At 70.4% G+C, this 24,269-nt stretch carries 26 protein-coding genes; 14 read left to right on the forward strand and 12 right to left on the reverse strand.

From position 1 onward, the window contains the following. Nucleotides 1–21: 21 nt before the first annotated feature. The 3 genes from groL to E7742_RS15080 all read right to left on the reverse strand — a co-directional run bounded on the left by groL (nucleotide 22) and on the right by E7742_RS15080 (nucleotide 3,303). Nucleotides 22–1,647, reverse strand: coding sequence for a chaperonin GroEL (groL, locus tag E7742_RS15070; protein ID WP_137799671.1), 1,626 nt, complete (start codon nucleotides 1,645–1,647; stop codon nucleotides 22–24). A 246-nt stretch (nucleotides 1,648–1,893) separates the two neighbouring features. After that, nucleotides 1,894–2,415, reverse strand: a complete 522-nt coding sequence (locus E7742_RS15075; protein ID WP_137799672.1) for a DUF6764 family protein — start codon at nucleotides 2,413–2,415, stop codon at nucleotides 1,894–1,896. Between the two features lie 108 nt (nucleotides 2,416–2,523). Continuing rightward, on the reverse strand, nucleotides 2,524–3,303 hold the full coding sequence (locus E7742_RS15080; protein WP_137799673.1) for an HAD-IIA family hydrolase: 780 nt from the start codon (nucleotides 3,301–3,303) through the stop codon (nucleotides 2,524–2,526). Nucleotides 3,304–3,447: 144 nt separating this feature from the next. On the opposite strand from E7742_RS15080, the gene E7742_RS15085 reads away from it, so the two are divergent. The 4 genes from E7742_RS15085 to E7742_RS15100 all read left to right on the forward strand — a co-directional run bounded on the left by E7742_RS15085 (nucleotide 3,448) and on the right by E7742_RS15100 (nucleotide 7,794). After that, nucleotides 3,448–3,915, forward strand: coding sequence for an SRPBCC family protein (locus E7742_RS15085; protein WP_137799674.1), 468 nt, complete (start codon nucleotides 3,448–3,450; stop codon nucleotides 3,913–3,915). Between the two features lie 94 nt (nucleotides 3,916–4,009). Further along, complete coding sequence (locus E7742_RS15090) at nucleotides 4,010–4,723, forward strand: phosphatidylserine decarboxylase (protein WP_137799675.1); 714 nt, start codon at nucleotides 4,010–4,012, stop codon at nucleotides 4,721–4,723. A 47-nt stretch (nucleotides 4,724–4,770) separates the two neighbouring features. Further along, complete coding sequence (locus E7742_RS15095) at nucleotides 4,771–5,565, forward strand: CDP-alcohol phosphatidyltransferase family protein (RefSeq protein WP_137799676.1); 795 nt, start codon at nucleotides 4,771–4,773, stop codon at nucleotides 5,563–5,565. A 51-nt stretch (nucleotides 5,566–5,616) separates the two neighbouring features. Further along, entirely contained in the window at nucleotides 5,617–7,794 is a 2,178-nt protein-coding gene (locus E7742_RS15100; RefSeq protein WP_137799677.1) for an AAA family ATPase, read from the forward strand. Nucleotides 7,795–7,808: 14 nt separating this feature from the next. On the opposite strand, the gene E7742_RS15105 is transcribed toward E7742_RS15100, so the two are convergent. Continuing rightward, entirely contained in the window at nucleotides 7,809–8,561 is a 753-nt protein-coding gene (locus tag E7742_RS15105) for an isocitrate lyase/PEP mutase family protein (protein WP_137799678.1), read from the reverse strand. A 132-nt stretch (nucleotides 8,562–8,693) separates the two neighbouring features. Here E7742_RS15105 and E7742_RS15110 point away from each other — a divergent pair, with 132 nt between their 5' ends. After that, nucleotides 8,694–10,010 carry a hypothetical protein gene (locus E7742_RS15110; protein ID WP_137799679.1) on the forward strand — a complete coding sequence of 439 codons (1,317 nt, stop codon included), beginning with the start codon at nucleotides 8,694–8,696 and terminating at the stop codon, nucleotides 10,008–10,010. Nucleotides 10,011–10,056: 46 nt separating this feature from the next. Here E7742_RS15110 and E7742_RS15115 read toward each other — a convergent pair whose 3' ends face one another. Next, nucleotides 10,057–10,479: an NUDIX hydrolase gene (locus E7742_RS15115; protein ID WP_137799680.1), complete on the reverse strand. Its 423-nt coding sequence runs from the start codon at nucleotides 10,477–10,479 to the stop codon at nucleotides 10,057–10,059. 196 nt (nucleotides 10,480–10,675) lie between these two features. Here E7742_RS15115 and E7742_RS15120 point away from each other — a divergent pair, with 196 nt between their 5' ends. The 6 genes from E7742_RS15120 to mnhG are packed head-to-tail and all read left to right on the forward strand — an operon-like array spanning nucleotide 10,676 to nucleotide 16,823. After that, nucleotides 10,676–13,510: a Na+/H+ antiporter subunit A gene (locus E7742_RS15120; RefSeq protein WP_137799681.1), complete on the forward strand. Its 2,835-nt coding sequence runs from the start codon at nucleotides 10,676–10,678 to the stop codon at nucleotides 13,508–13,510. Further along, on the forward strand, nucleotides 13,507–14,061 hold the full coding sequence (locus E7742_RS15125; protein ID WP_137799682.1) for a Na(+)/H(+) antiporter subunit C: 555 nt from the start codon (nucleotides 13,507–13,509) through the stop codon (nucleotides 14,059–14,061). Before E7742_RS15120 ends, E7742_RS15125 begins: the two co-directional genes overlap by 4 nt. Beyond that, nucleotides 14,058–15,659: a Na+/H+ antiporter subunit D gene (locus tag E7742_RS15130; RefSeq protein WP_137799683.1), complete on the forward strand. Its 1,602-nt coding sequence runs from the start codon at nucleotides 14,058–14,060 to the stop codon at nucleotides 15,657–15,659. Before E7742_RS15125 ends, E7742_RS15130 begins: the two co-directional genes overlap by 4 nt. Continuing rightward, entirely contained in the window at nucleotides 15,656–16,228 is a 573-nt protein-coding gene (locus E7742_RS15135) for a Na+/H+ antiporter subunit E (protein WP_137799684.1), read from the forward strand. The genes E7742_RS15130 and E7742_RS15135 overlap by 4 nt, the downstream gene beginning before the upstream one ends. Beyond that, the gene (locus tag E7742_RS15140; RefSeq protein ID WP_137799685.1) at nucleotides 16,225–16,485 is read left to right on the forward strand and encodes a monovalent cation/H+ antiporter complex subunit F; all 261 of its coding nucleotides are present in this window, start codon (nucleotides 16,225–16,227) and stop codon (nucleotides 16,483–16,485) included. Before E7742_RS15135 ends, E7742_RS15140 begins: the two co-directional genes overlap by 4 nt. Then, nucleotides 16,482–16,823, forward strand: a complete 342-nt coding sequence (mnhG, locus tag E7742_RS15145) for a monovalent cation/H(+) antiporter subunit G (RefSeq protein WP_137799686.1) — start codon at nucleotides 16,482–16,484, stop codon at nucleotides 16,821–16,823. The genes E7742_RS15140 and mnhG overlap by 4 nt, the downstream gene beginning before the upstream one ends. 16 nt (nucleotides 16,824–16,839) lie before the next feature. Here mnhG and E7742_RS15150 read toward each other — a convergent pair whose 3' ends face one another. The 5 genes from E7742_RS15150 to E7742_RS15170 all read right to left on the reverse strand — a co-directional run bounded on the left by E7742_RS15150 (nucleotide 16,840) and on the right by E7742_RS15170 (nucleotide 21,195). Further along, nucleotides 16,840–18,171, reverse strand: coding sequence for a phosphatase PAP2 family protein (locus tag E7742_RS15150; protein ID WP_137799687.1), 1,332 nt, complete (start codon nucleotides 18,169–18,171; stop codon nucleotides 16,840–16,842). Nucleotides 18,172–18,195: 24 nt separating this feature from the next. Beyond that, nucleotides 18,196–19,314 (reverse strand): glutamate--cysteine ligase, encoded by a 1,119-nt coding sequence (locus tag E7742_RS15155; RefSeq protein ID WP_137799688.1) that lies wholly within the window; start codon nucleotides 19,312–19,314, stop codon nucleotides 18,196–18,198. Nucleotides 19,315–19,429: 115 nt separating this feature from the next. After that, entirely contained in the window at nucleotides 19,430–20,140 is a 711-nt protein-coding gene (gene sodC / locus E7742_RS15160; protein ID WP_137799689.1) for a superoxide dismutase[Cu-Zn], read from the reverse strand. 62 nt (nucleotides 20,141–20,202) lie between these two features. Beyond that, nucleotides 20,203–20,784 carry a LytR C-terminal domain-containing protein gene (locus tag E7742_RS15165; RefSeq protein WP_137799690.1) on the reverse strand — a complete coding sequence of 194 codons (582 nt, stop codon included), beginning with the start codon at nucleotides 20,782–20,784 and terminating at the stop codon, nucleotides 20,203–20,205. Nucleotides 20,785–20,868: 84 nt separating this feature from the next. After that, a complete protein-coding gene (locus E7742_RS15170) occupies nucleotides 20,869–21,195 on the reverse strand; it encodes a DUF3263 domain-containing protein (protein ID WP_137799691.1) in 327 nt (108 codons plus the stop codon). Nucleotides 21,196–21,378: 183 nt separating this feature from the next. Between E7742_RS15170 and E7742_RS15175 the strand changes: the two genes are divergently transcribed. Genes E7742_RS15175 through E7742_RS15185 form a run of 3 tightly spaced genes read left to right on the forward strand, consistent with a single transcriptional unit; the run spans nucleotide 21,379 to nucleotide 23,065 of the window. Next, nucleotides 21,379–21,993, forward strand: a complete 615-nt coding sequence (locus E7742_RS15175; protein WP_137799692.1) for a peptide deformylase — start codon at nucleotides 21,379–21,381, stop codon at nucleotides 21,991–21,993. Nucleotides 21,994–22,003: 10 nt separating this feature from the next. Beyond that, nucleotides 22,004–22,234, forward strand: coding sequence for a putative acetyltransferase (locus tag E7742_RS15180; protein ID WP_137799693.1), 231 nt, complete (start codon nucleotides 22,004–22,006; stop codon nucleotides 22,232–22,234). Between the two features lie 30 nt (nucleotides 22,235–22,264). Then, on the forward strand, nucleotides 22,265–23,065 hold the full coding sequence (locus tag E7742_RS15185; protein ID WP_137799694.1) for an exodeoxyribonuclease III: 801 nt from the start codon (nucleotides 22,265–22,267) through the stop codon (nucleotides 23,063–23,065). Here the strand turns inward: E7742_RS15185 and E7742_RS15190 are convergent, their stop codons facing one another. Then, complete coding sequence (locus E7742_RS15190; protein ID WP_254699021.1) at nucleotides 23,066–23,386, reverse strand: GNAT family N-acetyltransferase; 321 nt, start codon at nucleotides 23,384–23,386, stop codon at nucleotides 23,066–23,068. 123 nt (nucleotides 23,387–23,509) lie between these two features. Beyond that, nucleotides 23,510–23,869, reverse strand: a complete 360-nt coding sequence (locus E7742_RS15195) for a GNAT family N-acetyltransferase (RefSeq protein WP_137799696.1) — start codon at nucleotides 23,867–23,869, stop codon at nucleotides 23,510–23,512. Between the last annotated feature and the right edge of the window lie 400 nt (nucleotides 23,870–24,269).

The following is a 24,269-nucleotide window of genomic DNA, read 5'->3' on the forward strand; positions in this document are numbered from 1 at the left end:
TCAGGCTTTCCGATCGTCAGATCAGAAGTCCATGCCGCCCATGCCGCCGGTCGGGTCGCCCATGGGAGCGGCGGCCTTCTCCGGCTTGTCGGCGACGACAGCCTCGGTGGTCAGGAACAGAGCCGCGATGGACGCAGCGTTCTGCAGCGCCGAGCGGGTGACCTTGACCGGGTCGTTGATGCCCGCAGCGAGCAGGTCCTCGTACTCACCGGTGGCGGCGTTCAGGCCGCTGCCAGCGGGCAGGTTGCGAACCTTCTCCGCGACGACGCCGGGCTCGAGGCCGGCGTTGAACGCGATCTGCTTGAGCGGGGCCTCGAGGGCCACCTTGACGATGTTGGCACCGGTGGCCTCGTCGCCCTCGAGCTTCAGGTCGTCCAGGACCGGCGAGGACTGCAGCAGAGCCACGCCGCCACCGGCGACGATGCCCTCCTCGACCGCGGCCTTGGCGTTGCGGACGGCGTCCTCGATGCGGTGCTTGCGCTCCTTGAGCTCAACCTCGGTCGCAGCACCGGCCTTGATGACGGCGACGCCACCGGCCAGCTTGGCCAGGCGCTCCTGCAGCTTCTCACGGTCGTAGTCCGAATCCGACGCCTCGATCTCGGCGCGGATCTGGTTCACGCGACCGGCGATGGCGTCGGCGTCGCCGGCACCCTCGACGATGGTGGTCTCGTCCTTGGTGACGACGACCTTGCGGGCGCGGCCCAGCAGCTCGATGCCGGCGGTCTCCAGCGACAGGCCGACCTCCTCGCTGATGACCTCGCCACCGGTGAGGATGGCGATGTCGGCGAGCTGCGCCTTGCGGCGGTCACCGAAGCCCGGAGCCTTGACGGCGACGGACTTGAAGGTGCCACGGATCTTGTTGACGACCAGGGTCGACAGGGCCTCGCCCTCGACGTCCTCGGCGATGATCAGCAGCGGCTTGCCGGCCTGGATGACCTTCTCCAGCAGCGGCAGCAGGTCCTTGACCGTCGAGATCTTGGAGCTGACGAGCAGGATGTACGGATCCTCGAGGACCGCTTCCTGACGCTCGGCGTCGGTCGCGAAGTACAGCGAGATGTAGCCCTTGTCGAAGCGCATACCCTCGGTGAGCTCGAGCTGCAGGCCGAAGGAGTTGGACTCCTCGACGGTGATGACGCCTTCCTTGCCGACCTTGTCCATGGCCTCGGCGATGAGCTCACCGATGGTGGAGTCGCCGGCCGAGATGCCCGCGGTGGCAGCGATCTGCTCCTTGGTCTCGACCTCCTTGGCGGTGTCGAGCAGCTTGGCGGTGACGGCCTCGACGGCCTTCTCGATGCCGCGCTTCAGACCCAGCGGGTTGGCGCCGGCAGCGACGTTGCGCAGGCCCTCGCGGACGAGCGCCTGAGCCAGGACCGTAGCCGTCGTGGTGCCGTCACCAGCGACGTCGTCGGTCTTCTTGGCGACCTCCTTGACCAGCTCGGCGCCGATCTTCTCGTAGGGGTCCTCGAGCTCGATCTCCTTGGCGATGGACACACCATCGTTGGTGATCGTGGGAGCGCCCCACTTCTTCTCGAGCACGACGTTGCGACCCTTGGGTCCCAGCGTCACCTTGACGGCGTCGGCGAGGCTGTTCAGGCCACGCTCGAGGCCGCGACGTGCCTCTTCGTCGAACGCGATGATCTTGGCCATTGCGAAGTGATCCTCCGGATTGGGGGTGACACACGGAGGCGATCGCTCGTCGGATCGCCCCATTTACGCTTCCGGCCAGGCTCGGTGCCCGCGACGGACGACCAGGGGTGTCTAGGTTCCCGGTCTCACCGTCCCGACCTGGCACTCACGTGTCGCGAGTGCCAAGTGCCTTTTTAGCACTCGCGAGTGGCGAGTGCAACGTTCACGAAGAGGTCTCGCCGACGGCGAACGGGCACCCGGCCGTTACTAGCCGAGGCAGGTCTGGCCGGTCTTCAGATTCCACGCGAACGACAGCGGTCCGACGCAGTCCACGCCGCCCTGCGTCGCGGTGGCGCCCGAACCCCAGCCGGCAACCGCGAACGTCGCGTAGCCGTCGTCGGCCCACGAGTGCGCGATGCCGCCGCCGAGCGCGAGCGCCAGCGACTGGCCGTTGCCGCGGGCGGCGCTGAGCGCCGTGCCGAACCCGGTCGCGAGGCTGTTCGACGAGCCGTAGCCCTGCGCCACCGACACCGCCGTGCCGCTGTCCATCGCGGCCGAGCGGGCCACACCCTGCTCGAACGCCTGCGCACCGCAGCTGGCGAAGTCGGACACCTGCACGTCGTTGGGCAGGGCCGGCGACTGGCACATCACCGGAGCGGCCGCGGCCGTCCCGGCGCCGACCAGCGAAACGCCTGCTGCCACACCGATTCCCGCCGCCGCGACGATCGCCGTCCGCGTCACCTTCCGTCCCAGGCTTGAGATTGCACGCAGACGGGAAAAGGTCGACATTCGGACTCCTTCGCGAACAGGGAAGAGCAGCAGGGAAGTGACCGCGACCCTACCCGGTCGAGATGCGCATACCCGGGATTTCGGCAGCGAGCCGACCCGGTGGGCGCGTCACCCGAGGTCGGCCAGCAGCCGCGGCAGGTCCGCCACCGAATCGACGAGGTGATCGGGGCGGTCCACCGCCAGATCGAGGATCGGCTGCCGGAACTTCCCGGTCCGCACCAGCACCCCGGTCATCCCGACCCGCTGCGCCGGCAACACGTCGCTGAGGAAGTCGTCACCGACCATCACGGTCGCCGCCGGATCCACCCCCATCAACTCGGCCGCGGTGAGGAAGCCCGCGAGCGACGGCTTGCCCACCGAGACGATCCGCGACCCCGACGCGTCCTCGAGGCCGGGCAGGTAGGCACCGGCGTCCAACCGCAGCCCGTCGGCGTCCGACCACATCAGTGCGCGATGCATCGAGACCACGGGCACCCCGGCCACCATCAGGTCCAGCACGCGGCTGAGCGCGTCGTGCGTGAACTCCGGGCCGGCCCCGCCGATGACGACCACTTCCGGGTCGGTGTCGTCGAACTCGATGTCGGGCATGTCGGCGCGGACGTCGCCGTGGTTGAGCAGCATCACCCTGGCGCCCGGATACGTGGACCGCAGGTACTCGGTGGTGAGCCGCACCGCCGTCACGATCTCCTCGGCCCGCACGTCGAAACCGGCGTCACCCAGCACCGACGCGATCTCCTCGCACGTCCGGGAGGTGGTGTTGGTCAGGAACGCGCGCACCCCGCCGCGACGGCGCAGCTCGGCGAGCGCCTCCACCGCGCCCGGCACGGGTTGCCACGAGGTGACCAACACCCCGTCGATGTCGAACAGAACGCCCTCGACTCGGCCCATGACGTCGAGCGTAACGAGCGCGACCGGTCCGCGCCGACCGCTCGCGGGCACCCGGGAGGAGTGACCTGGTGCACAACGGACGCTACGATCGGCGGAGTACGCGTGACCTCCTGTACCACCTAACCCGAAACCGGAGAGCCGACCGTGACGAACACCCTGGAAGCCAGCATCGAGATCGCCGCCACCCCGCAGGACGTGTGGACGATCGTGTCCGACCTGAAGCGCATGGGCGAGTGGAGCCCGCAGTGCCGCAAGATGCGGGTCTCCGGTGAGGTGCGCGAGGGCACCAGGACCGTCAACCTCAACCGCAAGGGCCTGCTGGTGTGGCCCACCACGTCGAAGGTCGTGCGGTTCGAGCCGAACAAGGCCATCGCGTTCCGCATCAACGAGAACCACACCATCTGGACCTACACGCTCGAGCCCACCGCCACCGGCACGCGCGTCGTCGAACGCCGCGAGGCCCCCACCGGCACCACGCGGGTGTCGCAGTTCCTCATCAAGACCGTGCTGGGCGGGTCCGACGCGTTCGAGGCCGACATGGTCGAGGGGATGAACGCGACGCTGGGCCGCATCAAGAAGGAGGCCGAGGCGCTGGCCGTCGGGTCCCGCTAGCACACGGCGACCCCCCGGTTCGGGGCGGTCACGTAACCTGGGTCAGCACGCGCGGCGCCCGTCGCCGTCAGACCCGAACAGGTAAGAGGAGCTCGTGGCACGTCGACCGACACCCCCTGGCAGCCCCCAGCCCACCGGCGTCGGCCACGTCATCGGCCTCGTCAAGGCTGCCGTCCCCCCGCTGCACCCGGCCGGACTGCCGTTCGTGCTGGCACCGCTCGCGGTCGCCGCGGTGGGACGCAACCGCAAGTGGGTGCGCCGCAGCGGGCTCGCGTCCGCCGCCGCGTGCGCGACGTTCTTCCGGCACCCGCACCGGGTGCCGCCCAACCGTCCGGGCGTCGTCGTCGCACCCGCCGACGGTGAGATCGCGCTGGTCGACACCGCGGTGCCGCCCGCCGAGCTGGGGCTGGGCGACCAGCCGCTGCCGCGGGTGAGCATCTTCCTGTCCGTGCTCGACGTGCACGTCCAGCGCGTCCCCGTCGGCGGTGTGGTGAAGAAGGTCGTGCACCAGCCCGGACAGTTCCTGTCCGCCGACCTGGCCGACGCCAGCGAGGTCAACGAGCGCAACAGCATGCTCATCGAGACCGGCGACGGCCGGCGGGTGGCCGTCGTGCAGATCGCCGGGCTGCTCGCCCGCCGCATCGTGTGCGACGCGAAGGAAGGCGACGCCCTCACCATCGGCGACACGTACGGACTCATCCGCTTCGGGTCGCGGGTCGACACCTACTTCCCCGCCGGCACCACGCTCCTCGTCGAGCGCGGCCAGCGCACCGTGGGCGCCGAGACCGTCCTCGCCCAGCTGTCGTGAGACCACCGCGCCCCAACGGACGCAACGCCGTCCGATTACTCCCGAGCATGATCACGATCCTCGCGTTGTGCGCCGGGCTGTCGGCCGTCAAGTTCGCGCTCGACGGCGAACTGGGCACCGCGCTCGCCATGATCGGCGCGGCCGCCGTCCTCGACTCCCTCGACGGCCGGATCGCGCGCATGCTCGACGCCACCAGCAAGCTCGGCGCCGAACTCGACTCGCTCGCCGACGCCATCTCGTTCGGTGTCGCACCCGCGCTGGTGCTGTACGTGACGCTGCTCGACGGCAGCAACTTCGGCTGGATCGTCGCGCTGCTGTTCGCGGTGAGCATCGTGCTGCGCCTGGCCCGGTTCAACACCCTGCTCGACGACGACACCGTGCCCGCCTACACCAAGGACTTCTTCGTCGGTGTGCCCGCGCCGGCCGGCGCGCTGGTGGCCCTCACACCGCTCGCGGCCTACATCCAGTGGGGCGAGGGCTGGTGGTCGTCCATCGGGGTCGTCACCGTGTGGACCCTGTGCTCGGCGGCCCTCATCGTCAGCCGCATCCCCACGCTCGCGATGAAGTCCATCTCGGTGCCCGGCCGCATGGCCGCGGCGCTGCTGGTGCTGGTCGCGCTCGCCGCGGCCGCCCTCGTCACGTACCCGTACCTGCTGCTGATGGTGCTGGTCGGCATCTACCTCGTGCACATCCCGTTCGCGATCCGGTCGCAGCGCTGGGTGGCCGCCCGCCCCGAGACCTGGGACTTCAAGCCCGCCGAGCGCCGCGCCATCCGCCGCTCCCCCAACGGCAACCGCCGCTCCTCCGCCGCCCGCCTGGGCCTGCGCCGTCCGCGCGGCTGACTCCTCCGCGGGGTCGGGGGCGGCGCGGGGGACTTCACTAGGCTGGACCGCGTGCCATCACCCGAACTGACGCTCACGGTCCGGCTCAACACCTCCGCCGCCGATGCCCGACGCGGCGTCGTACGCCTGCACCCCGAGGTGCTCGCGGCGCTCGGACTGCGCGAGTGGGACGCCATCTCACTCGTCGGGGCCCGCCGGACGGCCGCGGTCGCGGGCATCGCGCCCACCGGAACCCCCACCGGGACGGCGCTGCTCGACGACGTCACGCTCTCGAACGCCGGCCTGCGCGAGAACGCGACCGTGGTGGTCGCCCCCGTCACGGTGTACGGCGCGCGGACGGTCACGGTGAGCGGCTCGGCCATGGCGCAGCAGTCCATCTCGGCCACCACCCTGCGCCAGGCGCTGCTGGGCAAGGTACTCACCGTGGGCGACGCGGTGTCGCTGCTGCCCCGCGATCTGGGGCCGGGCACCAGCACCGCGTCGGCGACGCAGGCACTGTCGCGGACCTTCGGCGTCACGTGGACGTCCGAACTGTTGACCGTCACCGGCGTGGACCCGGTGGGCGGACCGGTGAGCGTGCAACCGAACTCGGCAGTGAGTTGGGGGGCCGGGGTGGCCCCGACCACGCCGGCGCCCGTGAGCACCGCCGCGCCGACCGTCACCGAGCCCAGCACCGGCGAGGTGGTGCCCGTCGATGATCTGGTGGGCTCGCAGACCCAGGCCGCCAAGCTGTCGGAGTGGCTGACGCTGGCACTCGACGAGCCGGAGCTGCTGCAGAAGCTCGGCGCCTCACCGCATCTCGGCGTGCTGATCACCGGGCCGGCCGGCGTGGGCAAGTCGATGCTGGCACGGTCGGTGCTCGCGCAGCGGCGGGTGGTCGAACTCGACGGCCCGGGTGTCGGTGCGTCCGAGGCACAGTCCCGACTGGAACGGGTCACCGCGGCCGTGGACGCCGTCCGCTCCGGTGGGGTGCTGCTGGTCACGGATGTCGACGCGCTGCTGCCGGCCGTCCGCGAACCGGTGTCGACGCTCATCCTCGACCAGCTGCGCCGCGCCGTCGACACCGAGTCGGTCGCGTTCGTCGCGACCACCGCCCATCCCGAGGAGCTCGACGACCGGCTGCGGGCCCAGGACCTGTGCGACCGCGAACTGTCGCTGTCGCTGCCCGACGGTGCCGGACGCCGACAGCTGCTGGAACTGCTGCTCCGCAAGGTTCCCACCGCAGACCTCGACCTGTCCGCAATCGCCTCGCGAACACCGGGATTCGTCGTCGCCGATCTGGCGGCACTGTGCCGGGAGGCGGCACTGCGGGCGGCGTCGCGCGCCAGCGGCGCCAAGGCCGAGCCGCAGCTCACCCAGGACGACCTCGTCGGCGCGCTCGAGGTGATCCGTCCGCTGTCACGTTCGGGCACCGAGGAACTCGCGATCGGCAGCGTCACACTCGACGACGTCGGTGACATGGTCGAGACCAAGCAGGCTCTCACCGAGGCAGTGCTGTGGCCGCTGCAGCACCCGGACTCGTTCGCCCGCCTCGGCGTGGACCCGCCGCGCGGCGTCCTGCTGTACGGGCCACCCGGGTGCGGCAAGACGTATCTCGTTCGTGCCCTGGCCAGTTCGGGCCAGCTCAGCGTGCACGCCGTCAAGGGCGCCGAGCTGATGGACAAGTGGGTGGGCGCCTCCGAGAAGGCGGTGCGCGAGTTGTTCCAGCGCGCCCGGGACTCGGCGCCGTCGCTGATCTTCCTCGACGAGGTGGACGCGCTCGCCCCGCGCCGCGGCCAGAGTTCGGACTCGGGGGTGTCCGACCGTGTCGTGGCCGCACTCCTCACCGAACTCGACGGCGTCGAGCCGCTGCGGGACGTCGTCGTACTGGGGGCCACCAACCGCCCGGACCTGATCGACCCCGCGCTGCTGCGCCCCGGCCGGCTCGAGCGGCTGGTGTTCGTGCCGCCGCCGGACGCGGACGCCCGCCGGGAGATCCTGCGGACGTCGGGCAAGTCGGTGCCGCTCGCGGACGACATCGACCTGGATGCGTTGGCCGCGGACCTCGACGGCTACTCCGCCGCGGACTGCTCGGCGCTGCTGCGCGAGGCAGCACTCGCGGCGATGCGGCGCAGCGTCGACGCCGCCGACGTCACCGCCGCCGACGTCGCCGCCGCACGCGAGAAGGTCCGCCCGTCCCTCGATCCCGACCAGGTGGCGCACCTGAAGGCGTACGCCGAGAACCGCTGACGGGCGCCGCCGTCCTACTGCCAGCGGGCGAGGAGTTCGTTCGCCCGCACAGCCAGGGCTGCCTGCAGCAGCGGACCGAAGCTGACCCGGCCGACACCGAGGGCCGCGAAGTCGGCCTTGCCGCCGCGCACCGGGTCGGCGATTGCATTGACGGGCAACGGTAGTGCCGACGTGAGCTGCCGGTACACGTCGTCGCTGTGGAACCCGACCGGGTACAGCACGTCGGCCCCGGCCTCGGCGGCCAGGGTGAGCCGGGCGATGGCCCGCTCGACGCGATCCGCCTCGTCACCGACCTGCTTCAGAAACAGGTCGGTGCGCGCGTTGACCACCACGTGCACGCCCACCGCGTCCGCGGCACTGCGCAGGCCGCCGACGAAGTCCGCGTGTTCCTGCGCCTCGCGCAGCCGGCCGCCCTCGCTGTGCACGGTGTCCTCGATGTTGAGGCCCACCGCGCCCACCTCGACCAGGCCGTCGATCAGCTGCTGCGGCTGCAGGCCGTAGCCCGCCTCGATGTCGACGGAGACCGGCAGGTCCACCGCCGCGGTGATCTGCGCGACGCGCGTCGTGAGCTCCGTGAACGTCATGCCCTCGTTGTCGGGCCGGCCCACCGAATCGGCGACCGGGTGGCTTCCGACCGTCAGGGCCGCGAATCCGGCCTCGGCGGCGAGGTCGGCGGACCAGGCGTCCCACACCGTCGGGAGAATTACGGGGTTCCCCGGCTGGTGCAGTGCCAGCAGGTCGACAGCCTTCTGGGTGATCGCAGTCATGTGCAGTCCTCGCGTCGCGGAGTGGGACGTCCATCGTGGCACGCCCGCGGGCGCCGACCACCCCTTCGGCTCACGGCAGTTCCGGCTCGAACGTTCGCTGCACACGTCCCGGCGCCGGGTAGCGTCCGTGCGGTGACTTCGACCGTCCGCGCGTCCCTGTCCGCCGCCGCCGCACTGTTCGCCGGCGCGGCGGCCACGTTCGTCCTCCTCGGCCGGACCCAGCGCGATCCGATGTTCTCGGCGTCCGGACGCCAGCTCGGCGACTGGAACAGCACGGTCCCGACAGGCGTCGCGGTGGGATGCGTCCTGGCGGTCCTCGCCTACGCCGGGCTGCAGCGGGCGTCGTCGGTACGGCCGGCCTGGATCGCCGCGGCGGCCGCGACGGTGGTGCTGATCGCGGCGCGCCTGACGGTGTCCGGGGTGAGCGACCTCGATCAGCTGACGCTGCTCCACTACGCCAAGTGCCTGGCCGCCGGCGTCCTGCTGGGGGCGGCGGTCGCGGCCGCGTGGTCCCGACCGCCGGCCCGACTGCTCCTCACCGGCGCTGTCGCGTCGACGTTCGTGGTCGCGCACACCGCGCACGCCGGGTGGACGCCCAGCACGTCGGCGCTCGGCGAACCGTTCTGGTGGGTCCTGATCCCCGCGCTCGTCCTCACAGCGGCGGGCGCGATCCTCGACGCCGACGCGCCGGCCCGGGCCGACACCACCGAGGTGCGGGCGGTGCTCCTGGCCGTCGTGACACTGGCGCTCGCGCACCGGCTGCTCGGCGGCTGGATCGACGGCCGGACCGGCGCCTCGCTGCAGCGGTGGGTCGTCATCGGGCTGTGCCTCGTGGTGATCGTCGCGCTCACGGAGTTCTGGGCGCGCCGCCTGGCGAGCCCGTTCCTGCTGGCGGCGACGGCGGTGGCGGCGTCCGCACCGTTCGTCGCGACGGTGCTCGCCCAGGACGGCGTGCGGGTCGCGCCGTGGCTGTCGGTCGCGGCCGGGGTGCTGGCGGTGGCGGTGGGCCTCGCCGCCGGCCGGTGGCGCCCGATGCCCGTGGTCGGCCTCGCCGTTCTCGCGGTGGTGCCGCTCGCCGCCGTGATCGATCCGACGCCCGGCAGCCGGGCATGGTTCCTGGTCGTCCTCGCGGTCCTAGGCGGCGGCGTGGGACTCGCGCTCGGCTCGACGCTGCCCGACAGCGGCGCCCTCGCCGGGCTGGGGCTCGTCGTGCCGCTGCTGTCGCTGGTGTTCACGACGGTGGTGGGTTCCACGACCGTCGTCGTCACCTACATGGGGGCGTACGAGCCGCTGTCGAACATCCCGATGGCGTCGAACCCGCACGCGCTCGACAGCCCCGTCACCTTCGACCGCGCCGCCGGTGTCGCGCTGCTGTCGGTCGTGGTGTTCTGCGGGCTCGCCCTCCACGGCCTGCGGCCCCGCGACACCGCCGCCCCGCGCGCGGACTGACGCCCCGCGCGCCCGATCGCCCGCGCGGGAGGCGAACCTGCGCGCGTCAGTCCACCAGGTCCAGTTCCCGCAGCCGCGCGAACACCAGCCGCGATCCCGGCGCGGTCTCCGGCATGGCGGCGTACTCGGCCTCGGTGAACCAGCGGATCTCGGCGACCTCGCTGGTGGGCTTCGGCTCGTCGGTGAGCTCGGCGAGGAAGCATGTCATGTGCAGACGGGTGCCGGGCCGGTGTCCGAAAGCGGGTGCCTCGAACACCCCGAGCTGCTCGAGTGTGCCGGACGCGACGTCGACGTCGAGTTCCTCGCGCACTTCGCGGTGCAGGGCCTGTTCGGGGGTCTCCCCCGGGTCGATCTTGCCACCGGCCATGTAGAACGCCGTCTTGCCGGCGGACCGGGCCTGCAGCAGTCGGCGGTCGCGGATGTGGGCCAGCGCGGCGGTGCGGATCACGGTGGGTTGCTCGTCGGACACCCGTCGAAACGTACTCCGTCCGGGGTCCGCGCCCTCGCAGGCCGGGATTGTCTGTTTTGTACCAGTCGTCGGTCGCGTTCGCCCACTTAGTAGGATGGACACCGTAGTCCAGTTCGCTAGCTGAGCGAACGGTCTGCTCGACTCTCGGTTCTGCCGATTCGTCACCCCGCCGCCCGACAACCCGACGGAGTGCCATTTGCTTGTCATATTGATCGCCCACGCGATAGCCGCCGTTCTGGCTCCGCTCGTCGTGCGATCAATAGGGCGCAATGCGTTCTTCCCGCTCGCGCTGGTACCGCTGGCGAGCCTCGGCTGGGTCATCGCGAACTGGGGCACCGAGCAGGAACTGAACATTCGCTGGGTGCCGGGCCTGTCGATGGACATCGACATGCGCTTCGACTCGCTGGCCGCGATCATGTCGCTGCTGGTGCTGGGCATCGGCGCGCTGATCCTCGTGTACTGCGCCCGCTACTTCAAGGACGACGAACCCCGCCTCGGCATCTTCGCCGCCGAGATGGTCGCGTTCGCGGGCGCCATGTTCGGGCTCGTGACCAGCGACAACATGCTCATCCTCTACACGTTCTGGGAACTGACGACGGTGCTGTCGTTCCTGCTCGTGGGCCACTACGCCGAGCGCGCGACCAGCCGCCGCGCCGCGACGCAGGCGCTGCTGGTGACCACCGCGGGCGGGCTGGCGATGCTCGTCGGCGTCATCATGCTCGGCCAGCTCGTCGGCAGCTACAACCTCTCCGACGTGGTCGCGAATCCCGCGAGCGGCTGGCTCGCGAACGTCGCGATCGTGTTGGTCCTGATCGGTGCCCTGTCCAAGTCGGCGATCGTGCCGCTGCACTTCTGGCTGCCCGGCGCGATGGCCGCGCCCACCCCGGTGAGCGGTTATCTGCACGCCGCGGCGATGGTGAAGGCCGGCATCTACCTGGTGGCGCGGCTGGCGCCCGGCTACGCGGACTCCGCGCCGTGGCGGGTGACGATCATCGTGCTCGGACTGGCGTCGATGCTGCTGGCCGGCTGGCGTTCGCTGCGCTCGTTCGACCTGAAACTGGTGGCCGCGTTCGGCACCGTGAGCCAGCTCGGTTTCCTGATGGTCCTGGTCGGTGTCGGCTCACGGGACGCGGCGTTGGCCGGCATGACGATGGTCGTCGCGCACGCGATGTTCAAGGCGGCGCTGTTCATGGTCGTCGGCATCATCGACCACACCACCGGCACCCGTGACATCCGCAAGCTGGCCCGTCTCGGACACAACGCACCGTGGCTGGCCGCGACCGCGGCGCTCGCGGCCGCCTCGATGGCCGGACTGCCGCCGTTCCTGGGGTTCGTCGGCAAGGAGGCCGCGCTCGAATCGATCCTCACCGCGGACGGGCTCGAGCCGTGGGCACGGACCGCGACGGTGGCCGGTCTGGTGCTCGGCTCGATCCTCACCGTCGCGTACAGCATCCGGTTCGTGTGGGGGGCGTTCGGCCGCAAGCGGCTGCGCCAGCCGAGCCCCGCCGTCGCGAACATGCACGCCCCCGGCGCGCTGTTCCTGGCCCCGCCCGCACTGCTCGCGGTCGCCGGTCTGGTGGCGGGACCGCTGGCGCCGCAGCTCGAGAAGCTGCTCACGCCGTACTCCACGACGCTGCCGGCCGGCCCGCACGCCGACTACCACCTGGCGTTGTGGCACGGGATCAACACCCCGCTGCTGCTCACCGTCGCGGTCATCGGCCTGGGCACGCTGCTGTTCGTCGCGCACCGGTGGGCGGTGCAGCGGCTGCGGTTCCAGCACCCGCCGCTGGGCAACGCCGACCGCGTGTACGACGCCACCCTGCGCGGCATGGACACGCTGTCGATGCGGCTGACCGGCTTCACGCAGCGCGGGTCGCTGCCGCTGACGCAGTCGACGATCCTGGCGACGCTGGCGTTGCTGCCGGTGATCCTGCTGGCGCTGCGCACCGACGTGTGGGCGCAGATCCGGCTGTGGGAGTCGCCGCTGCAGCTCACCGTCGGACTGATGATGATGGCCGCCGCGCTGGCCGCGACCGTGCTGCGCAACCGGTTGGGCGCGGTGATCCTGGTGGGGTTGAGCGGCTACGGCTGCGGCGTCATCTTCGCGCTGCACGGCGCTCCCGACCTCGCGCTCACCCAGTTCCTGGTCGAGACGCTCACCCTGGTGATCTTCGTGCTGGTCCTGCGGAAGCTGCCCGCCGAGATCGACGAGCGGCAGGCCATCGGCTTCAAGCTGCCGCGCGCGATCCTCGCGGTCGGGGTGGGTGCGGCCGTGACGACGCTCGCCGCGTACGCCATGAACGCGCGCAACTCGGCGCCCATCCAGCTGCAGCTGCCGGAGGCGGCGTACACGCTCGGTAACGGCCGCAACGTGGTGAACGTGCTGCTGGTCGACATCCGCGCGTGGGACACGCTCGGGGAGATCTCGGTGTTGCTGGTGGCCGCGACCGGCGTCGCGAGCCTGGTGTTCCGGCACCGCCGGTTCGGGACCGCGCCGCGGGTGGCGGACGCGCCCGCCGGAGTCCTCGAGGCGGCGTCGAACACCGAGACGACGTGGCTGCGCGGCGGCGACCTGATCGACCCGCGGCACCGGTCGCTGGTCCTCGAGGTCACCACCCGACTGATCTTCCCCACGATGATGGTGCTGTCGGTCTACTTCTTCTTCTCGGGCCACAACGCTCCCGGCGGTGGTTTCGCGGGCGGGCTGACCGCGGGCCTCGCGCTGGTCCTGCGGTACCTCGCCGGCGGGCGCTACGAGCTCGGTGAGGCCGTCCCGATCGACGCCGGCAAGATCCTCGGGCTCGGCCTGATGTTCGCGGCCGGCACCGCGGTGACGTCGCTGTTCCTCGGCGCCCCGCCGCTGTCGTCGGCGGTGTTCGAGGTGACGCTGCCGCTGCTGGGTCACATCAAACTCGTCACCGCACTGTTCTTCGACCTGGGGGTGTACCTGATCGTGGTGGGCCTGGTGCTCGACGTGCTCCGCAGTCTCGGGGCCCGCCTCGACGCCCAGGAGGAGGTGAACGCCCGATGACCGCCGACCTCGCGTCGCTGATCCTCATCGGCGTCCTCACCTCCGCCGGCGTGTACCTGCTGATCGAACGCAGCATCACCCGCATGCTGCTGGGGTTGCTGCTCATCGGCAACGCCGTCAACCTGCTGATCCTCACCGCGGGCGGCCGGGCCGGCAACCCGCCGATCGTGGGCCGCGACTCCGTGCACGAGGAGATGGCCGACCCGCTGGCCCAGGCGATGATCCTCACCGCGATCGTCATCACGATGGGCATCGCCGCGTTCGTGCTGGCGCTGGCCTACCGCTCGTTCAAGATCACCACCGCGGACCGGGTCGAGGACGACATCGAGGACACCAAGGTGTCCAAGCGGCGCAGTCTCGCCGAGGCCCCGGACCGCGACCGCTCCGACGACCCACTCACCGGCGCCCCGTCCAAGAGCGGCGACGCGTTCGACTCGGAAGGCAACCCGATCCCCGTCGACCTGGTCGAGGACCCCGAGGACTACACCGACTACGACGACGTCCGGCCGGACGACGAACTGGAAGCCGAGACCCCGGGAGGATCGCGATGACGCTCTCCCCCGACCTGATCGGCACTCTGGCACCGCTGCCCGTCCTGCTCCCGATGATCGCCGCCGCGGTCACGCTCATCCTGGGTCGCCGCCCCACCGCGCAGCGCTGGATCACCCTGGCCGCGCTGGTCGGCGTCACCGCGGTGTCGGCGATGCTGCTCTACCTCGCCGATCGGCACGGCACCACCGCGATCCAGGTGGGCGGCTGGGACACCCCGATCGGTATCACGCTGGTCGTCGACCGGCTGTCGGCGCTGATGCTGCTGGTGTCGTCGATCGTGCTGCTCGCGGTCATGATCTATTCGATCGGCCAGGGCATCCGGGACGGCCACGAACACCAGCCGGTGTCGATCTTCCTGCCGACCTACCTGGCGCTGACCGCGGGCGTGTGCAACGCCTTCCTGGCGGGCGACCTGTTCAACCTGTACGTCGGGTTCGAGGTGCTGCTGGCGGCGAGCTTCGTGCTGCTGACCCTGGGCGCGAGCGCCGACCGGGTCCGGGCCGGCGTCTCGTACGTCATGGTCTCGATGGTGTCGTCGCTGATCTTCCTCTGCGGCATGGCGTTCGCGTACGCCGCGACCGGCACCCTCAACCTCGCGCAGATGGCGCAGCGGCTCGACGACATCCCCGTCGGCACCCGCATGGCGATCTTCGGGGTGCTGCTGGTGGCGTTCGGCATCAAGGCGGCGATCTTTCCGCTCTCGACGTGGCTGCCGGACTCCTACCCCACCGCTCCGGCCCCGGTCACTGCGGTGTTCGCGGGCCTGCTCACCAAGGTCGGCGTGTACGCGATCATCCGCGCCCACACCCTGCTGTTCCCGCAGGGCGAGCTCGACAACGTGCTGATGGTGTGCGGTCTGCTCACGATGATCGTGGGCATCCTCGGCGCGATCGCGCAGACCGACATCAAACGTCTGCTGTCGTTCACGCTGGTCAGTCACATCGGCTACATGATCTTCGGTGTCGCGTTGTCGACGCAGTCCGGGCTCTCCGGCGCCGTCTACTACGTGGCCCACCACATCGTCGTGCAGACCACGTTGTTCCTGGTGGTCGGGCTCATCGAGCGGCAGGCCGGATCGTCGTCGCTGCGCCGGCTCGGCGGGCTCGCGGCGGCCAGCCCGGTGCTGGCGATCGTCTTCCTGATCCCGGCGCTCAACCTCGGCGGCATCCCGCCGTTCTCCGGGTTCATCGGGAAGATCGCGCTGCTGCAGGCCGGTGTCGCGCATCCGAGTGCGCTGTCGTGGATGCTCGTCGCGGGCGGCACCGTCACCAGCCTGTTGACGCTGTACGCGGTGGCCCGCGTGTGGACCAAGGCGTTCTGGCGGGCCCGCGCCGACGCCCCCGAGGGCGATCTCGCGGACGTGAGCCCGTCGGCGCTCATCGACGAGTCCGAGGAGGACATCGCGTTCGTCGACCGCGAGGACGTGGGCCGGATGCCGGTGTTCATGCTGCTGCCGACGATCGGACTGGTGGGCGTGGGCCTGGCGCTCACGATCTTCGCCGGCCCGATGATCGGGATCAGCGACCGGGCGGCGCAGGACCTGCAGAACCGCGACGTCTACATCACCGCGGTCCTGGGCGAGGGAGGTGACCGATGACCCGCGAACGCGTCCTGCGCGTCGGCATCCTGGCGTGGCTGGCGCTGGTGTGGATCCTGCTGTGGGGCCAGTTCAGCATCGCCAACCTGGTCGGCGGACTCGTCGTCGGGCTGCTGATCATGTGGCTGCTGCCGCTGCCACGGGTGCCGGTCGAGGGCCGCGTGCACCTGTTCTCGATCGTCAAACTGATCGGGGTGATCGTCTTCTACGCCGCGCAGTCGAGCGTGCAGGTGGCGTGGCTGGCGATCCGGCCCGGCCCGCCGCCGGTCACCGGGGTGCTGCGCTGCAAGCTGGGCATCAAGTCGGATCTGGTGCTCACGCTGTGCATCGACGTGCTGAACCTGATCCCGGGCACCATGGTGCTCGAGGTGGACCAGCCCCGACGCGCGGTGTACGTCCACGTTCTCGACGTGGGCACCACCAAGGCGGTGGACCAGTTCTACCGCTCGGTGCGCCAGCTCGAGCGGCTGTTCATCGCGTCGTTCGAGCGGGACTCGGATTGGCAGCCGGCGCCGTGGCATCTGCGCGACTACGACTACCACGGACAAGGCAGGGAGGACGGGGCATGACAGCCGTGATGATCATTGCCGGGACGATGCTGGTGGTGGCGGCGCTGCTGACCACCTACCGGCTGCTGGCCGGGCCGGGCAGCCTCGACCGGCTGGTCGCGATGGACACCCTCGTCGCCACCGCGATCTGCGGGCTCGCGGTGTGGGCGGCGAACAGCGGCGACACCTCGATCGTGCCCGCCATGGTGGCGCTCGCGCTGGTCGGCTTCGTCGGCTCGGTGAGTGTGGCCCGCTTCCGGGTGAGTGACGACTCGTGAACACCGTCCTCGACGTCCTCGCCGCCGCCTGCATCCTCATCGGCTCGCTGCTCGCGCTCACCGCGGCCATCGGCATCGTCCGCTTCCCCGACACCCTCTCGCGTATGCACGCGGCCACCAAACCGCAGGTCGTCGGCCTGGTGCTGGTGTTGATCGGCGCGGTGATCCGGCTGCACGGCAACGTCGACATCTGGATGCTGGTGCTCATCGGGCTGTTCACGCTGCTCACCGCGCCGGTGATCGCGCACAGCGTCGGCCGCGTCGCCTACCGCGAGCAGCGCGGCCGGGACGGGCTGCTCATGGACCAGCACGACGACACCCCGGGCTCCTTCCGGTAGCCCCCGTCGTGCGCACTCAGCGCGCGGTCGGGGCGTCCGCCGGGAGCGGCAGGGACGAAGAACGCGGGGCGACGGGGTCCCGGTAGAACGTGCGCCAGTGGGCGTAGGCGTAGAGCGCGGGCACACCGAGCAGTAGCGGGGCCGACACCACCGGGTACTGCGCGATCTCGACCGCGAGGAACCGGTAGCTCAGCAACAGCGCAGCCAACAGCGCGGTGCCCCCGACGACCAGGCGGATCCGGAACCATCCCCAGCCGCGCTCGGGGGCGCGCAGCACCGACTCCAGCGTCAGCGTCAGCACGGCGCCGGCGATGAGGTCGACGCCGTAGTGGTAACCGAACCCCAGCGTCGCGCTGAGCGTGCACACCAGCCAGAACGTGCCACCCCAGCGCAGCCAGCGCGGCCCCTGCCGCGAGTGCAGGAAGATCGCCAGCGCCCACGCGGTGTGCAGGCTGGGCATGCAGTTTCGGGGGGTGGCGCCGTCGAACGGCAGCGGCGACGGCGTCAGGTCGAACGGCACCAGCGACGGCCAGAAGTCGCCCACCTCGAAGCCGTTGCCGTCGGCGCCGAACGCGAAGATGGGGCCCACGACCGGGAACAGGATGTAGAAGATCGGTCCGACGAGTCCGATCAGCAGGAACGTGCGCACCAGGTGGTGCGACGGCCAGCCGTTGCGCAGCTGGTACAGCGCGACGACGATCGCGGCGACCGGCAGCTCGATGTACACCCAGTGCAGGACGCCGTACCCGACCGAGCCGAGCGCGTCGACCACCTCGCCCATCACCCACGACGGGTTGCCGAGCGCGTGGTCGGCGAGCTGGACGTACTGGTCGAGGACCTGCGGGCCGGCGAGGACGGTGATGTGCAACCACACGTCGCCGAACTTGGTGGCGACGATCAGCAGCGCGCCCAGTCCGACGCCCATGAGCGCGTTGCGCCGCTGCTCGCCTTGCCACTTCCAGCCCGCCCAGACGCCGAGCCCGGTCAGCACGAGCACGGCGCCGTTGCCGACGGTGAGCGGGCCCCCGGCCAGGTAGCGGACGGCGGCGATCACGACGTCGATCGCGGCGGCACTCGACAGCGCCACGATCCGCTGCCGGTTGGTGAGCCCGACCATCGCCAGCACCAGACCGGCCCACGGCACCGACGCCGACTTGGGGGTGCCCACGAAGTCGTCGAGGAGGCTGTCCAGCGGCCCCTGGAAACCGCGGCCGGACGCGAAGACCTGCAGCCCGGTGAGGGTGGCGATCACCGCGACGACGGCGGTCGCCAGCAAGATGTTCCGGGTTCGACCGGTGAGCCGCACCGGCTCCGTATGCGCACCACCGTCCACAAACACGCCGTCCATAGTAAACGGCGGGTGAATCGGGTCTTACGTGTCGAGTTCGTCGACCAGGGAGCTGACGACGGCGCGGACGTCACCGCCGGTCGCGGCGGCCACCTTGCGCTGACGTTGGTACGACGCCCCGCGGCGCGGGATGTCGGCGACGCGCGCGAGTTCGTCCGCGCAGCCGAGCCGCACCGCGGTGGGGGTGAGCTTCTCGAGCAGCTCGTCGAGGTCGTCGGTGACCAGGCGTTCACGGTTGTCGGCGCCGAGGATCACTTCGGCGTCGAGCCCGTACCGGGCGGCGCGCCACTTGTTCTCCTGCACGTGCCACGGCGGCATGGACGGCAGCGTCTCCCCCGCCTCGAGGCGGGTGTCGAGATCGACGATCAGGCAGTGGATGAGCGCGACGAGCGCGCTCAGTTCACTGAAGGACGAGATGCCGTCGCAGACGCGGACCTCGATGGTGCCCCAACGGGGCGCCGGACGGATGTCCCAGTGCAGTCCGCCGAGGTCACCGATGACGCCGGTGGTGATCTGGTCGTCCACGTAACCCTCGAACTGCGTCCAGTTCTCGAACTGGAACGGCAGCCCGGCCGTCGGCAGCTGCTGGAACATGAGCGCCCGGTTGCTGGCGTATCCGGTGTCGACACCGGTCCACATCGGCGAGGACGCCGACAGCGCCAGCAGGTGCGGGTACTTCAGCAGCAGCGCGTTGAGGATCGGGAACACCTTCTCCTTCGCGGAGATCCCGACGTGTACGTGCACGCCCCAGATGAGCATCTGCCGTCCCCACCACTGGGTGCGCTCGATGAGCTCGTCGTAGTGCGGGGTGCGGGTGATCAACTGGGTGGACCATTGCGCGAACGGGTGCGTGCCCGCACACATGAGATCGACGCCCAGCGGGTCGGCGGCCCGGCGGACCAGTGACATGGTCTCGGCGAGGTCGTCGACGGCCTCGCCCACGTTGTCGCAGACGCCGGTGACGAGCTCGACGGTGTTACGCAGCAACTCCTTGGTGGCGCGAGGTTTCTCGGCCAGTTCGCCGACGGCGTCGAAAACTTCCGCGGCGGTGTTGGAGAGGTCGCGGGTGGTGCGGTCGACCAGCGCGATCTCCCATTCCACTCCGATGGTCGGACGCGGTGATGCTGCGAAGGGGATGCCCACAGAAACGATCCAACCACAGCGTCCAGGGGCACGCAGGACACGACGAATCGCCCACCGGAACGCCGAACGGCGGGGCCCTCAGGCCCCGCCGTCCAGGTGATTCGTGTGCCGTGGATCAGGCGCCGATGACACCGCATGCGACGCGTCCGCCGGCGTCACCGGTGGTCAGCGTCTGCTGGTCCGGGACGGGCGCGTTGTCGGGCAGCGCGTAGCGGGTGGGAACGTTCGCGAAGTTGTCGGCGTCCGCGTGGATCATCAGCGCGGTGCCCTTGCCGTCGTTCTTCAGGTCGTCGAGCGTGAAGGCGTCGGTGGTGGTGACCAGGTACGCCTTGCCGTCCTCGCGCACCTCGAGGGAGGTGAGGTCGCCGCTGGCCGGGTGACCGGTGTGGCCCGCCACCTGGAAGTGGCCACCCGCGGAGAGGAAGTTGCCGGGCTCGCCGCCGGTGGGGGCGACGGAGTTGGGCTCGCACTTGCCGACCGAGTGGATGTGCATCCCGTGGAAGCCGGGCGTCAGGCCCTGCGCGTCGACGGTGATCTGCACGTAGCCGTCGGTCTCGGTGAGCGTCGCGGTGCCCACCTGGCTGCCCTTGGCGTCCTTGAGTTGCACCGACACGTTGTCCGCGGAGGCAGTGGTGGTGGCGTGCTCGGAACCGCCCTCGCCGTGCTCGCCGCCCGGAGCGGCGGAACCCGTCCACACCGGCGGGGTGGTGCCGGGCTGGTCGCTGGGCTCCTCGTTGTTCGAGCACGCGGTCAGCCCCAGCGCGGCGATCGCGACCAACGGGGTCACGACGCGCCAGGACTTGCGACGAGTGAATTGCGGGGCCATCGAACCGCTCCTTCGAGGTGGTTGAAATCTGCCGATGATCATAACGAGCAGGGCCGGTGGTCCTACTCGGAGGTGACGATGACGATCACACCGGGTGACGCACTCGTGATGCCCTCGAAGCGCGGTTCCGCCTTGACGCCCAGTTCCGCGGCGATCGACTCGGCGGCCTGCTTCTCGGACGCGTTGCCGGTGCGGTAGTAGACGGTGGTCACCTGGATGAGCCCGTAGCTGTAGTTGCCGGTCTCGGAGACGTTCCAACCGGTCGACGTCAGCTCGTCCGCGGTCTGGGCGGCGAGCCCGGACACGGTGCTGTTGTTGAACACCCGCACCGGTACGGACTTGTCCACCTGTGCGGGCGCCGACGCGGTCGCGGACTTCGTCGTCGTACCGGCCGCGGTCGTCGTCGTGGCCGGCGGCGCCGCGGCGGCGGACGTGGTCCGCGGGGCGGATGCGGCGGCGGACGTCGTGGTGGTGACCGGAGCCGTCGACGCGCTGCTGGTGGCGGCCACGGGCTCCGATTCGTCGGAATCCGAGCCGCCCAGGGAGGCCGCACCGAGGCCGGCGAAGAGGATCGCGAGCGCGATCAGCACCATCGCGATCGCGCGCAGCGGGGGGCCTGACGACTCGGGGTTCGGGGTGGTCACGGCTTCGACCTTAATCGGCCCGTCGGTCCCGTCCGGTAGCGAGGTGACGAGGGCCGGCGGTTGGGGGGCGGCCGGAACGGCGGGCTACGTGGAGAGGTCGAACCCGAGACGGCGGGCCGCGCGGGCCTTCTGCCGGCTGGCCCGCAACCGCCGCAACCGCTTGACCAGCATCGGGTCGGCGGCCAGCGCCTCGGGGCGGTCGACGAGCGCGTTGAGCACCTGGTAGTAGCGGGTGGCCGACATGGAGAAGAGTTCCTTGATGGCCTCTTCCTTGGCGCCCGCGTACTTCCACCACTGACGCTCGAAGGACAGGATGTCGTGCTCGCGGCGGGTCAGTCCGTCCGCGCCCACTTCGTTCCCCGACGTGCTGTCGGGCCGCTCAGATTGGTTCCGCGCTGCTGCGCCGTCCATCTCACTCCTCGACTGCTCGATGACTGCCGGTCCAGCCCGACACCGGCGAACCTCCGCGCGCCCCGTGGACCGAACACGAATTACACCGTTGTTCTTCCTGGTCATTGAACCACGCCCGCGGGTGGGAGAACCCTCTTCCGGGGGGACGCGCCGCGAATATCACGCCCACTATCCTTGGTGACCATGGCAATCCTTCCGATCCGCATCGTCGGCGATCCCGTCCTGCACGAGCCGACCAAGCCCGTGACCGAGTCCCCCGCCGAGCTCGCCGATCTGATCCGCGACATGTACGAGACGATGGACGCCGCGAACGGTGTGGGTCTGGCCGCGAACCAGGTGGGCGTCGCCAAGCGTCTGTTCGTGTACGACTGCCCGGACTACGAGGCCGGCAAGGACGCGTCCGGCAAGCCCGTGATGCGCCGCGGCTGCGTGATCAACCCGGTGCTCGAGACGTCGGAGATCCCGGAGACCATGCCGGACCCGGACGACGACGTCGAGGGCTGCCTGTCGGTTCCCGGTGAGCAGTTCCCCACCGGCCGCGCCGACTGGGCCAAGGTCACCGGCACCGACGAGCACGGCAACCCGGTCGAGATCGAGGGCCACGGCTTCTTCGCACGGATGCTGCAGCACGAGACCGGTCACCTCGACGGCTTCCTGTACGTGGACGTGCTGATCGGCCGCAACGCGCGCGCCGCGAAGAAGACGATCAAGCGGGAGGGCTGGGGCGTGCCCGGGCTCAGCTGGACGCCGGGCACCGTCGACGACCCCTTCGGTCACGACGACGTCGACGAGGACTGACGGTCTTCCCGTGACGAGCCCGGAACCGACGCTCGGCGGCCGGGTGGTGGTGCGGTATCGCCTGCCACCCGGGGGCTCACACCCGCTCACCGACGTGATCGGGACGCTCGAACAGCTCGAGCCGACGGTGGTGGTCCGCACCGCCGACGACCGCGTGGTGGAGATCGAGCGCGCCGACGTGGTGCGGCTCAAGGCGCTGGGACCCAAACCGGTGCGCCGGTCCGACGGCCGGGTTCGGTGACTGTCGGGGTGGCTGACTACCCTCTGCGGTGTGCGACTCGCGACGTGGAATGTGAACTCGGTCCGTGCCCGAACCGACCGGATCCTGGACTGGCTGGCCCGCACCGACACCGATGTGTTGGCGATGCAGGAAACCAAGTGCAAGGACGAGCAGTTCCCGTACGAGCGGTTCGCCGAGGCCGGCTACGAGGTGGCGCACGTGGGCCTGAGCCAGTGGAACGGCGTGGCCATCGCGTCGCGGATCGGGCTCGAGGACGTGCAGATCGGCTTCGCGGACCAGCCCGGGTTCGACAAGGATCCGGAGGCGGAGGCCGCGCAGGAGGCCCGTGCGATCGGTGCGACCGTCGGCGGGGTGCAGGTGTGGAGCCTGTACGTGCCCAACGGCCGTGAGCTGACGGATCCGCACTACGTCTACAAGCTGGAGTGGCTGGCGAAGCTGCGCGCGGACGCGGAGGGCTGGCTGGCCGGCAACCCGGACGCGCAGATCGCGCTGGTGGGCGACTGGAACGTCGCGCCCACCGACGAGGACGTGTGGGATCCGGCGTTCTTCGAGGGCAAGACGCACACGTCGCAGCCGGAGCGGGACGCGTTCGACGCGTTCGCCGACGCCGGTTTCGCCGATGTGGTGCGCCCGCACGCGCCGGGCCCGGGCGTCTACACCTACTGGGACTACACGCAGCTGCGGTTCCCCAAGCGGCAGGGTATGCGCATCGACTACGTGCTGGGCTCCCCCGCGTTCGCGGCGCGGGTCACCGGCGCCCACATCGACCGGGACGAGCGCAAGGGCAAGGGCGCGAGCGACCACGCGCCGGTCGTGGTCGATCTGGCCTGATCAGATTCCCTGCTCGTCGAGCAGGTCCAGGTACTCGGTGTGGGTGCCGAGGAACCGGGTGGCGTAGGTGCACACCGGACGGATCCGGGTTCCCTCGCTGCGGGCGCGGTCGAGCACGGTCCGCACCAGCACCGCCGCCCAACCGCGGCCGCTCCGGTCCTCGCGGACGACGGTGTGCAGCAGCGTGAGCACGTCCCCGGACGGCCCGGCACTGTCGCGGTGGTAGCCGAGGATGCCGACCAGGTCGTCGCGCACCCACAGTTCGTAGCGCTCGTGGGGCGGGCTGTCGACGATGCGTACGGCATCGGCGACAGTGCTCACCGGCCGTGGCGATTTACTGTTCACGTTCCCCATGAAACCGGCCGAACGGCCGCCGCCGGGTCCGTTTCGGGACGGGTGGGGCGATCGATGCCGATCCTTGACCACGGCGTGGCCGCGGGTCGATCAATTCATCGAGATCGCGTCGGACGCCTCGGGCGGCGCCATCAGATCCAGGTACTCCGGGTTGGCTTCGACGAACCGCTGCACGTACGTGCACACCGGGCGCACGCGCCAGCCGTAGTCGCGGGCCCGGTCCAGCGAGCGCCGCACCATGACGGCGGCCAGCCCACGGTGCCCGAAGTCCTCGACGACGACGGTGTGCATGAACGAGACGACGGGAGTGGGTTTCCGCGCGCCGCGACCCCGGGCAGGTGAGGTGTCGTAGTAGCCGACGATTCCCACCAGGTCTCCGTTGAGCCGCAACTCGAAGCGGTTCTGGTCGGTATTGTCGGTCACGTCGGCACTGGGCGAATCGGCGAACACGACACCTCCTCGGGACGCTTTCGAGACAACAATGTGATCCACGCCACTATAACTACAGGTAACAGTCTTCGCCTGTCAGGCATTCGACCGAATCTCTGTCGACACCTCCCCCACCTCCACCCGCCGGGCTTCCTGCCCGAGCCGGCCGCCCGCACCCTCAGACGCTTCTCGAATGGCCCGGCAGACGGCCATACGCTCCCGCCGACTCCCGGAAGCACCGAACACCCGCACGGCACCACCCTCCTCGCCACGCGAGAGTTCCTCGATGCCGTTGGAACGCAGCGATCTTCACATCGAGCATCCGGCCGCAGCACCTCTCCGAGCGGCCACCACCACTCGCCGCCGACGCGAATGATTGCACCGCAGTACAGATTTGCGAATTTCGGAACGGGACACGCAT

Origin of the sequence: Rhodococcus sp. SGAir0479 (genome assembly GCF_005484805.1) — a bacterium.
Lineage (GTDB): Bacteria > Actinomycetota > Actinomycetes > Mycobacteriales > Mycobacteriaceae > Prescottella.